At 60.7% G+C, this 9,980-nt stretch carries 12 protein-coding genes; 4 read left to right on the top strand and 8 right to left on the bottom strand.

Annotation, left to right across the window (positions count from 1 at the left end; all coding sequences use genetic code 11):
- The first annotated feature begins 148 nt into the window (after positions 1-148).
- Complete coding sequence (gene hemE / locus VY732_RS02030) at positions 149-1,216, top strand: uroporphyrinogen decarboxylase (RefSeq protein ID WP_016983859.1); 1,068 nt, start codon at positions 149-151, stop codon at positions 1,214-1,216.
- 178 nt (positions 1,217-1,394) lie between these two features.
- Here the strand turns inward: hemE and VY732_RS02035 are convergent, their stop codons facing one another.
- Positions 1,395-2,669 (bottom strand): MFS transporter, encoded by a 1,275-nt coding sequence (locus tag VY732_RS02035; RefSeq protein ID WP_331693656.1) that lies wholly within the window; start codon positions 2,667-2,669, stop codon positions 1,395-1,397.
- A 118-nt stretch (positions 2,670-2,787) separates the two neighbouring features.
- On the opposite strand from VY732_RS02035, the gene VY732_RS02040 reads away from it, so the two are divergent.
- A complete protein-coding gene (locus VY732_RS02040; protein WP_099757784.1) occupies positions 2,788-3,690 on the top strand; it encodes a LysR family transcriptional regulator in 903 nt (300 codons plus the stop codon).
- 104 nt (positions 3,691-3,794) lie between these two features.
- Here VY732_RS02040 and VY732_RS02045 read toward each other — a convergent pair whose 3' ends face one another.
- Positions 3,795-4,232 carry an excinuclease gene (locus VY732_RS02045; RefSeq protein ID WP_116029238.1) on the bottom strand — a complete coding sequence of 146 codons (438 nt, stop codon included), beginning with the start codon at positions 4,230-4,232 and terminating at the stop codon, positions 3,795-3,797.
- 116 nt (positions 4,233-4,348) lie between these two features.
- On the opposite strand from VY732_RS02045, the gene VY732_RS02050 reads away from it, so the two are divergent.
- Both VY732_RS02050 and VY732_RS02055 read left to right on the top strand, forming a co-directional pair.
- The gene (locus tag VY732_RS02050) at positions 4,349-4,654 is read left to right on the top strand and encodes a type II toxin-antitoxin system RelE/ParE family toxin (RefSeq protein WP_038360087.1); all 306 of its coding nucleotides are present in this window, start codon (positions 4,349-4,351) and stop codon (positions 4,652-4,654) included.
- Positions 4,651-4,938, top strand: coding sequence for an addiction module antidote protein (locus VY732_RS02055; RefSeq protein WP_038360089.1), 288 nt, complete (start codon positions 4,651-4,653; stop codon positions 4,936-4,938). Before VY732_RS02050 ends, VY732_RS02055 begins: the two co-directional genes overlap by 4 nt.
- Positions 4,939-4,995: 57 nt before the next feature.
- Here the strand turns inward: VY732_RS02055 and VY732_RS02060 are convergent, their stop codons facing one another.
- The 6 genes from VY732_RS02060 to VY732_RS02085 are packed head-to-tail and all read right to left on the bottom strand — an operon-like array spanning position 4,996 to position 9,884.
- On the bottom strand, positions 4,996-5,799 hold the full coding sequence (locus VY732_RS02060; RefSeq protein WP_038360091.1) for a hypothetical protein: 804 nt from the start codon (positions 5,797-5,799) through the stop codon (positions 4,996-4,998).
- Positions 5,800-5,824: 25 nt separating this feature from the next.
- Positions 5,825-7,051, bottom strand: coding sequence for a beta-ketoacyl-ACP synthase (locus VY732_RS02065; protein WP_016983866.1), 1,227 nt, complete (start codon positions 7,049-7,051; stop codon positions 5,825-5,827).
- Positions 7,051-7,779, bottom strand: coding sequence for a 3-oxoacyl-ACP reductase FabG (gene fabG / locus VY732_RS02070; RefSeq protein ID WP_331693658.1), 729 nt, complete (start codon positions 7,777-7,779; stop codon positions 7,051-7,053). The genes VY732_RS02065 and fabG overlap by 1 nt, the downstream gene beginning before the upstream one ends.
- Complete coding sequence (locus VY732_RS02075) at positions 7,772-8,236, bottom strand: hotdog family protein (protein WP_331693659.1); 465 nt, start codon at positions 8,234-8,236, stop codon at positions 7,772-7,774. Before VY732_RS02075 ends, fabG begins: the two co-directional genes overlap by 8 nt.
- Entirely contained in the window at positions 8,233-9,429 is a 1,197-nt protein-coding gene (locus VY732_RS02080; protein WP_331693660.1) for a beta-ketoacyl-[acyl-carrier-protein] synthase family protein, read from the bottom strand. Before VY732_RS02080 ends, VY732_RS02075 begins: the two co-directional genes overlap by 4 nt.
- Entirely contained in the window at positions 9,426-9,884 is a 459-nt protein-coding gene (locus tag VY732_RS02085) for a hypothetical protein (protein WP_442968558.1), read from the bottom strand. Before VY732_RS02085 ends, VY732_RS02080 begins: the two co-directional genes overlap by 4 nt.
- Positions 9,885-9,980 lie beyond the last annotated feature (96 nt).

Here is a 9,980-nt window from a genome sequence, read left to right on the forward strand (position 1 = left end):
CAGGCTCACTCCTACAGTTGTTTTTGGGGGCTGCAAAATCTGCATTCCAGCGCAATAAATTGACCCGATAGACAAAAGGCTGACCTGCATCCGTGCCTTTTGCGCCGCGCTCTGAGAAAATGCCCGCACTTTTTTTCCGGATGCCGACATGACTGCCCTGAAGAACGACCGTTTCCTCCGCGCCCTGCTCAAGCAACCCGTTGACGTCACCCCGGTGTGGATGATGCGCCAGGCCGGCCGCTACCTGCCGGAATACCGCGCCAGCCGCGCCCAGGCCGGTGATTTCATGAGCCTGTGCATGAATCCGGAATTCGCCTGCGAAGTCACCATGCAACCGCTCGACCGCTATCCACAACTGGACGCGGCGATCCTGTTTTCCGACATCCTCACCATCCCCGATGCCATGGGCCAGGGCCTGTACTTCGAGACCGGTGAAGGTCCGCGCTTCAAGAAAGTCGTCAGCACCCTCGCTGACATCGAAGCCTTGCCAATCCCGGATCCGCACAAAGACCTCGGCTACGTGATGGACGCAGTCAGCACCATCCGTCGCGAACTGAACGGTCGTGTGCCGCTGATCGGTTTCTCCGGCAGTCCGTGGACCCTGGCGACCTACATGGTTGAAGGCGGCTCGTCGAAAGACTTCCGCAAGACCAAAGCGATGCTCTACGACAACCCGCAAGCCATGCACCTGCTGCTGGATAAACTGGCGCAGTCGGTGACCTCGTACCTCAACGGTCAGATCATGGCCGGCGCGCAAGCGGTGCAGATCTTCGATACCTGGGGCGGCAACCTGTCGGCGGCGGCGTATCAGGAGTTCTCGCTGGCTTACATGAAGAAAATCGTCAGCGGCCTGATCCGCGAACACGACGGGCGCAAAGTACCGGTGATCCTCTTCACCAAAAACGGCGGCCTGTGGCTGGAAAGCATCGCCGACGCCGGCGCGGATGCACTGGGCCTGGACTGGACTTGCGACATCGGTAACGCCCGCGCCCGCGTTGGCGACAAGGTTGCGCTGCAAGGCAACATGGACCCGACCGTGCTCTACGCCAAACCGGAAGCGATCCGCACTGAAGTCGGACGCATTCTGGCCAGCTACGGCAAGGGCAGCGGGCACGTGTTCAATCTGGGTCATGGCATCACGCCAGAGGTTGATCCGGAGCATGCGGGTGCGTTCCTGCGTGCGGTGCATGAGCTGTCGGCGCAGTATCACGAGTGATCGCCACATCATAAAAAACGCCCGGCTAAATGCCGGGCGTTTTTGTTTGCACGATTCAATGTCGGCCGCGGACCTATTGTAGGAGTGAGCCTGCTCGCGATAGCGGTGAGTCAGTCGCTGAATGTACTGGCTGACTCACCGCTATCGCGAGCAGGCTCACTCCTACATGGGTTACGCGTCAGGCCTTAACACCTTGCAACGGCGGCAGTTTTGCCAGCTTCAACGCCACCAGCAGCGCGATCAGCAACAGCGCACCAATAAACAACCCAATCCCGTTCCAGCCGCCAAGATGCCAGAACACCCCGCCCGCCGTGCCGGCAATGCTCGACCCGGCGTAATAACTGAACAGGTACAACGATGACGCCTGCCCCTTGGCCTTGGTCGCCCGCCGACCAATCCAGCTGCTCGCCACCGAGTGCGCGCCAAAAAAGCCAAAGGTGAAAATCAACATGCCGACAATCACCAGCAACAGCGGCGTAAACATGGTCAACGCCAGTCCGGCGAACATCAGCGCAATCGTCGCCCACAGCACTTTGCGTCGCCCCAGTTTGTCCGCCAGCGAACCAATCTTCGCCGAGCTGTAGATCCCCGACAGATACACCACCGACAGCAAGCCCACGAACACCTGATCGAGGTTGTACGGCGCAGCCAGCAAGCGATAACCGATGTAGTTGAACAGCGTGACAAACGCGCCCATCAGCACGAACGCCTCAAGAAACAGCAGCGGCAGACCGGCATCACGAAAGTGCATGGCGAAACCGTCGAGCAAACTGCGCGGGTGCAGCGAGCGCGAGCGGAAATTGCGCGACTCCGGGAGAATTTTCCAGAACACCGCCGCCGCGATCATCGCCAGACTGCCGATCACCAGCATCGCCGTGTGCCAGCTGACGAAGTCGATCAACACACCGGTGATCAAGCGCCCGCTCATCCCGCCAATCGCGTTGCCGCCGATGTATAAACCCATCGCCAGACCGATGTGTTGCGGATGGATCTCTTCACTCAGATAGGTCATTGCCACCGCCGCCAGCCCGCTCAGCGACAGTCCGATCAGCGCACGCATGATCAGCACGCCTTCCCAACTCGGCATCATCGCGCTGGCCATGGTGCACAGCGCCGCTGCGAAAAGAGCAGTCACCATCACCGGTTTGCGCCCGACCCGATCAGAGATCGGCCCGGTGATCAACAGGCCGATGGCGAGCATGCCGGTGGCCACCGAGAGGATCAGGCTGCTCTGCGCCGCATTGATCCCGTACTCGTGGGACAGCAGCGGCATCATCGGCTGCACGCAGTAGAGCAGGGCAAACGTCGCGAAGCCGCCGCTGAACAGCGCCAGCACCGTGCGCATGAACATCGGCGTGCCTTTTTCGATGTAGATCTCTTGCAGCTCGGCGACGACATCGTCCGCCGCAGCAGGCGGGACTTCATGGGCAAGGGGCGCGACAGCAGTTTTCACTTCAGACCTCGGAGGGCACGGCCAGGCAGGCAATGAAAAAATCATATAGCTGGCTAATGTTTCTATCCAATATATTGTTCGACCTGTTTGATAGCTTTAACGACCTAATGGGGTTTCCATGGAATTGCGTCATCTGCGCTACTTCATCGCCGTCGCCGAAGAGCTGCATTTTGGCCGCGCCGCACAGGTGCTGGGGATTTCTCAGCCACCGCTGAGCCAGCAGATTCAGGCGCTGGAGCAAGAGGTTGGCGCGCGGCTGTTTGAACGGACCAATCGTCGGGTCGAGCTGAGTGAGGCCGGGCGGTTGTTTCTCGAAGAGGCGCGGCTGGTGCTGGCGCAGGTCGACAAAGCGGCGGACGTCGCCCGGCGTGCGCAGCTCGGTGAACTGGGCGAGTTGAAGATTGGTTTCACCTCGTCGGCACCGTTCAACTCAACTATTCCCCAGGCAATCTTTGCCTTTCGTCAGCGCTTTCCGGCGGTGCACCTCAACCTTCGCGAGATGAGTAGCACGCAAGTTGCCGAGGGCCTGGTGGATGAGTCGATCGAGGTTGGCATCATGCGCCCGCTGGGTTTGCCGGATTCGCTGAGTGTGGTGGAGTTGATGCGTGAGCCGCTGGTCGCCGTGCTCGGTTCCAAGCATCCATTGGCGCAAGGCAGTGAAGAAGGGCTGTTCCTCTCGGCGCTGGCGCTGGAGCCGTTTGTGTTCTTTCCGCGCAGCTACGGCAGCGGGCTGTATGCGCAATTGCTGAGTCTGGCGCGCGATGCCGGGTTCAGCCCGCACTTCGCCCAAGAGGCGGGGGAGGCGATGACCATCATCGGTCTGGTCGCAGCGGGGTTGGGGGTTTCGGTGTTGCCGGCGTCCTATCAGCGGATGCGTATCGACGGCGTGGTCTACCGACCGTTGCTCGATCCGGAAGCGGTGTCGGCGGTGTGGCTGGTGCAGCGCAAGGATCAGAAATCGCCGATGGCCAAGGCTTTCGTAGATTTGCTCACGCGCAAAGTCGAACCTTCAAAGGCGTGATTGCTGCGCAATCAAATCGCGAGCAGGCTCACTCCCACAGGGGAACGCATTCCAAGGTGGGAGCGAGCCTGCTCGCGAAGGCGTCGGCCCAAACATCACAGATTTCAGGGCAACCGCACCAAATCCCCCTTCAACGCCACCCGCGTGACAAAAATCCCTGCCCGGCATTCATACGTATTCAAATCCTTGCGCACATGCTGGTCGTAGTAACTGACGATATTGACCACCGCATTCGCCCCGACCCTTTTGGCATCGGCCTGCAACTTGATCAGATTCGACTGCAACACCCACTCGCAGGAGTTGTGGTCACTCTTGTTGAAGCCGTTGGTCTTCAAATCACTGACGACCCCGCTGCGCAACAACTGCTGAGTCCCCTGCGGCCCATTACCGAGCAGATAGAACTTCACACTGCCATCCAGCCGTCCGGCGCGAATGGCGTCCGACAGCACGGTTTCGAAGGGCATATACATCAGGTTGGTGGCGTGGCTGGCGCTGGGCAGTAGCGCGAAAAGCGCAGCGGCGATCAGGGCTTTCACTTGCATGGTCATCTCCTTGACGTAGCGATGAACATTCGCTGATTCAAAGAGTGTAGACACCGTACATCTGCTACAGAGAAAAGAGTGTGGAGTGTGTGTAGCTCAAAGGCTACACTTCGGCGATGACTGAGATTCTTCGAAGTTCCACATTTTCCAGCTGGCTTTTAAAGTTGGCTGATAGTCGCGCCAGGATGCGTATTCAGGTGCGAATTGATCGTATGGCTGACGGAAATTTTGGCGATGTCAAAGCTATCGGTGAAGGGCTCAGCGAAGTCAGAATTGACTATGGCCCCGGATATCGAGTCTATTTCATGCAACAAGGTCGGCAAGTGGTCATCCTCCTTTGCGGCGGAGACAAGAGCAGCCAACCCCGAGACATCAAGCAAGCCAGGCTCATCGCGGAGTCCTGGCAGGAGCAAAACCCATGACCGAAAAATTCACTCGTTGGGACTCAGCCGAGTACCTCAAGACAGAAGAGGACATGGCTAACTATCTGGACGCCTGCATGGAGGAGGCTGGAGATGACCCGGCTTTTATCGCCAAGGCACTTGGCACCATAGCGAGAGCGCGAGGCATGACTCAGGTCGCACGTGACGCAGGGTTGTCCCGAGAGAGCCTCTACCGCGCACTATCAGGTGAAGGAAACCCCGAGTTCGGAACAATCCTGAAAGTGGTGAAGGCGTTAGGATTGAAGTTACACGCCAGTACTTGATCCGGGCTGAATGACAAAGGGCGCCGAATGGCGCCCTTTGTCGTTTCTACAATCCCATCAATCCACGTGCGCCAAGTCCCCGCGCAACGCCACACTCGACACCACCAGCCCGGCACGGCACTGGAATTTTTCGGTGTCTTTGTACAGATCACGCTGGTCGACGCTGGCGATGTTGATCACCGCATTGGCGTCAGCTTTTTTCGCAGCGTTCTGCAGGGTGGCCAGCGCCGATTGCAGGGCCCAGAAGCAGGCGTCCTCGTCGGATTTGTTCGAGCCGTTGGTCTTGCGGCTGCTGCTCACGGTGTCGAGTTTGCGTACCTGTTTGGGCAGGGTTTCGCCGGCCAGGTAGAACTTCACGCTGCCGTCGAGCAGGCCGGCATCGGTGGCGCGTTTGACGCCTTCACGGAAGCTCAGGTAAGTCGGCTCGTCGGCACCCTGTTTGATGATGCCGAGGTTGTTGACGGCTTCGATGTCCGGGTTGATCGACAGCTCTTTGAGCACGTTGTCGCGCAGGCGGTTGACCCAGCGGTTGTAGTTGCCGTGGATCTTGCCGTCCTTGGCGTCGAGGCCGTAGCTGCTGCGGTAGTCGATTTCGAACGAGGTCGGGGTGAACGGAATATCGACTTCGGCGTGATGGCGACCGCGCACGGTGATCGCCGCTTTGATCATGCCCGGACGTACCGATTGCACGACCCATTGGCGATCGTTCAGCGCAGTGACGATGGCGCGGCTCATCTGTTGCTGGGTGAAACCGAGGTTGGGCGAGAACTCTTCCTTGGCGTTGTAAACCGGTTTGCTGGTGCAACCGCCGAGCACAAAAGCCAGTGCCAACAGAGCGGCGATGCGGTGAAACTGAGTCATTCCCTTCACTCCAAAGGTGTTGCGGTCAGTGCCAGCGGCGGAAAATCAACGAGGTGTTGACGCCACCAAAAGCGAAATTGTTGTTCATCACGTAGTCGTGATGCATCTGGCGGAATTCACCACGCAGGTAATCGAGTTTGCCGCAGTGCGGATCGACCTCGTCGAGGTTGAACGTGTGCACGTACAGGTCGCGATTCATCATCTCGATGCTGAACCACGACTCCAGCGCGCCGCAGGCGCCAAGGGTGTGGCCGAGGAAGCTCTTCTGCGAACTGATCGGCATGCGTTCACCGAACAAACTGCTGGTTGCCAGTGTTTCGGCAATGTCGCCCTGTTCTGTAGCGGTGCCGTGGCCATTGACGTAACCGATGGCGTCCGGCGTCAGGCCGGCGTCTTCCAGCGCCAGTTCCATTGCACGACGCATGGTCACTTGTTCCGGGCGCGTGGTGTGCTGGCCGTCGGCGTTGCTGCCGAAGCCGACGATCTCGGCGTGGATGTGCGCACCACGGGCGAGGGCGTGTTCCAGCTCTTCGAGCACGAGCATGCCGCCACCTTCACCGATCACCAGACCATCGCGGCCCTTGTCGTACGGGCGTGGACTGGTCTGTGGCGCATCGTTTTTCAGGCTGGTGGCGTAGAGCGCATCGAAGACCATGGCCTCGGTCGGGCACAGCTCTTCGGCGCCGCCGGCGAGCATCAACGGCAGACGCCCGAACTTGATCGCCTCGTAGGCGTAACCGATACCCTGACTGCCGCTGGTGCAGGCGCTGGACGTCGGGATCAAACGACCGGTCAGGCCAAAGAAGATGCTGATGTTGGCGGCGGTGGTGTGCGGCATCATCCGCACGTAGGAGTTGGCATTGAGGCCTTCGGCGACCGAGTTGAGCAGCATGTTGCCGAACGCTTTGATCTCGTCGGTGCTGCCGGTGGACGAGCCGCAAGCGACGCCCATCCGCCCATCCTTGATCGATTCGTCACCGAGCAAACCGGCGTCAGCCAGGGCGTTTTCTGCCGCCCGAACCGCCAGCCGCGACACCCGGCCCATGCTGCGCAGTTGCTTGCGCGTCCAGTGCGCAGGCACTGCAAAGTCATCGATCGGCCCGGCCAGGCGCGTGTTGAGTTCGCTGAAACGATCCCACTCGTCCATCCGGCGGATGCCGCTGCGGTTGGCTGCGAAATTGCCGGCGATGGTCTCCCAGTCGCTGCCCAGCGAGGTGATGCCGGCCATGCCGGTGACGACGACGCGCTTCATCAGCACAAGCCTCCGTTGACCGCCAGGACCTGGCGGGTGATGTACGAGGCTTCCGCCGACATCAGGAAATTCACCGCACTGGCGACCTCTTCCGGGGTGCCCATGCGTTGTGCGGGGATCATTTTCATCAATTCTTCCACCGGCACGTTTTCGTCGAGCATCGCCGTGTCGATCAGGCCCGGCGCGACGCAGTTAACGGTGATTTTGCGCTTGCCCAGCTCGATCGCCAACGCCTTTGCCGCGCCGATCACCCCGGCCTTGGAAGCGCTGTAGTTGACTTGGCCACGGTTGCCGATCAGCCCCGACACCGAGGTGATGCAGACAATGCGACCCGCGGCGCGACGGCGGATCATCGGCATCATCACCGGGTGCAGAACGTTGTAGAAACCGTCGAGGTTGGTGCGTAAAACTACGTCCCAATCGTCGTCGCTCAGCGCCGGAAAGGCACCGTCGCGGGTCAGGCCGGCATTGAGCACCACGCCGTAATAGGCGCCGTGGCTTTCGACGTCGGCTTCCAGGATGGTTTTGCAGGTTTCGCGATCGGCAACGTCGAATTGCAGGATCCGCGCTTTGCGCCCCAAGGCTTCGATTTCAGCCTGAACGCTTTGCGCTTCGGTCACGCCGCTGCGGCAATGCAGGACGATATCGTGCCCGGCCTGCGCCAGACGCAAGGCAATGGCGCGGCCGATGCCACGGCTGGAGCCGGTGACCAGTACGGATTCAGTCATGGTTCGACTCCTGTGTCTGTTGCAGATATTGAGTGACCTGGGGTGGACGGAACACGTTCAGCCGCGCGCTGGCATGGATGCCGGCGCCGTGGATATGACATTCGAATACGCCCATGCCATTGTCGTCTTCCAGCGAGCGCAGACCATGAATGGTCAGATCGCTACCGGCGGCAAACGCTTCGACGTTGCACTCGAACTTGCGTGTGCCGAGCAGGAACCCCAGCTCCACCGGATTGCCTTTGAGTCGCGCGTGGCAACCGGCAAACGCGGCGACGCTCTGTGCCATCAGTTCAACGCCGACCCATGCCGGCAGGCTGCCGTCGGGCAGGCTGAACAAGCCTTCGGGCTTGACCGTGAGGCGGGTGAAAATCTGCTCCTCGTCAAAGCTGAGGATGCTGTCGATCAGAATCATGTCGCCCGCGTGGGGCAGCAGTTCGGCGAGCGGCCAGGCCGTCATGGGGCGTCTCCGATAATCAGGCTGACGTTGTTGCCGCCGAAGGCAAACGAGTTGCTCATCAGGTAGCGGGGTGCAATGGACGTCAGGCGTTCGCTCGCGGTCACCCACTTCAGCGGCGGCAGCGCGGGATCGGGCTGAGCGTCCCAGACGTGTGGCGGCAAGGCGTGGTCGGGGTTGTCGGCGCTCAGGCTCAACCAGCAGAACGCGGCTTCCAGTGCGCCGGCCGCACCGAGGGTGTGGCCGGTCATCGGTTTGGTCGATGAACAGGCGACGCCCTCGGGAAACAGTTCGGCGACCGCCAGACTTTCCATGGCGTCGTTGTGTTGAGTGGCGGTGCCGTGCAGGTTCAGATAGCTGATTTGCGTGGCATGCAGGTGCGCGCGGTTCAAGGCCTTGTGCATTGCTTGCAGCGCGCCGCGCCCGGTCGGCTCAGGGGCGGAAATGTGATGCGCGTCGGAACTGGCGCCGGCGCCGAGCAGGGCAATGGCCGGGCCTTCGCCTTGCTGTTTGCTCATGACGAACAGCACCGCCGCTTCGCCGATGTTGATACCGCTGCGGTTGGCCGAGAACGGATTGCAGCGCTCGTCCGACACTGCTTCCAGCGACGAAAAACCGTTAAGCGTCAGCTTGCACAAACTGTCGACGCCACCGCACAGCACGGCGTCGCACAAGCCCAGATCGAGCAGGCGCTGAGCGCTCATCAAGGCGCGGGCGCTGGAAGTGCAAGCGGTGGAAATCACGTAGGCCGGGCCGCTCAGTTGCAGCCAGTCAGCGAGGAAATTTGCGGGCGCGCCGAGTTCCTGCTGACGGTAATCGTATTCCACCGGGAACTGCTGCTCGCGAATGTAATGCGCCAGACCACGGCTGGCCTCGTCGATGCCCGAGGTGCTGGTGCCGAGCACGACACCGATGCGGTCGCGGCCGTAGGTCTGGATCGCTTGATCAATGTCATCGCGAATCTGCAACGCCGCCTCCAGCAACAGCTGATTATTTCGACTGCGCTGATCGGCGAGTTCTGCCGGGATCGGCGCCAGTTCGCCGTGGACGGCGGCCACCGGCAACTCACGTTCCGCCACCCAGCCAGACTCGCGGCGCATGCCCGAGCAGTCGCCGGCGAACAGGTTGCGGGCGATTTCCGACTTGTCGCGACCCAGCGCGCAAATCACCCCGAGGGCATTCAGGTAAGCGGTCATGGCGTCGGTTCACCCAGCGGAGAAACACGATAGTGCGGGCCTTGAGGCAAGTTCAATTCGAAGCTCAACGGTTGTGCATAACGGATGTCCCAATGCGCCGGCAGAGAGCGTTGCTGGCCCTGTTGCTGCGCGGTGGGGTAATTGCGCAGCAGCTCGCCGGATGGGGTCAGGGCGAACAGCAGCGCAGCAAACAACTCGCGGGCTTCCGGGTTCGGCGGCAGCAGCCCATCAGCCTGCCAGTGGCCGTCGAGCAGTTGCTGACGTGCCTGGGGAATGCCCAGCGGATCCATCATCGACCAGCGGATGCCCGGGCCTTCGCGCTGGATCACCAGCAGCCAGTCCTGGCGTTGTTCGGCTTGCTGGCGTTCGATGTGCAGTTGCAACGGGAGAGGCAAAGTCGGATTGCCCGCAGGCAGCGGGGCCTGGCTGGCGCAGGCACTCAACAGAAGCACCATGCCAAACACAAAAAAACGCCACACCGCGGACACTGTAGGAGTGAGCCTGCTCGCGATAGCGGTCGCACATTCAAAATACAGGTTGGCTGACCCACC

Origin of the sequence: Pseudomonas sp. ZY71 (assembly GCF_036542145.1) — a bacterium.
Taxonomy (GTDB): Bacteria; Pseudomonadota; Gammaproteobacteria; order Pseudomonadales; family Pseudomonadaceae; genus Aquipseudomonas; species Aquipseudomonas koreensis_A.

What these genes read in the sequence shown, in the direction of transcription:
- hemE (WP_016983859.1), top strand. Translation starts at nt 149, where the DNA reads ATGACTGCCCTGAAGAACGACCGTTTCCTCCGCGCCCTGCTCAAGCAA.
- VY732_RS02040 (WP_099757784.1), top strand. Translation starts at nt 2,788, where the DNA reads ATGGAATTGCGTCATCTGCGCTACTTCATCGCCGTCGCCGAAGAGCTG.
- VY732_RS02045 (WP_116029238.1), bottom strand. Translation starts at nt 4,232, where the DNA reads ATGCAAGTGAAAGCCCTGATCGCCGCTGCGCTTTTCGCGCTACTGCCC.
- VY732_RS02050 (WP_038360087.1), top strand. Translation starts at nt 4,349, where the DNA reads ATGACTGAGATTCTTCGAAGTTCCACATTTTCCAGCTGGCTTTTAAAG.
- VY732_RS02055 (WP_038360089.1), top strand. Translation starts at nt 4,651, where the DNA reads ATGACCGAAAAATTCACTCGTTGGGACTCAGCCGAGTACCTCAAGACA.
- VY732_RS02060 (WP_038360091.1), bottom strand. Translation starts at nt 5,799, where the DNA reads ATGACTCAGTTTCACCGCATCGCCGCTCTGTTGGCACTGGCTTTTGTG.
- VY732_RS02065 (WP_016983866.1), bottom strand. Translation starts at nt 7,051, where the DNA reads ATGAAGCGCGTCGTCGTCACCGGCATGGCCGGCATCACCTCGCTGGGC.
- fabG (WP_331693658.1), bottom strand. Translation starts at nt 7,779, where the DNA reads ATGACTGAATCCGTACTGGTCACCGGCTCCAGCCGTGGCATCGGCCGC.
- VY732_RS02075 (WP_331693659.1), bottom strand. Translation starts at nt 8,236, where the DNA reads ATGACGGCCTGGCCGCTCGCCGAACTGCTGCCCCACGCGGGCGACATG.
- VY732_RS02080 (WP_331693660.1), bottom strand. Translation starts at nt 9,429, where the DNA reads ATGACCGCTTACCTGAATGCCCTCGGGGTGATTTGCGCGCTGGGTCGC.
- VY732_RS02085 (WP_442968558.1), bottom strand. Translation starts at nt 9,884, where the DNA reads ATGGTGCTTCTGTTGAGTGCCTGCGCCAGCCAGGCCCCGCTGCCTGCG.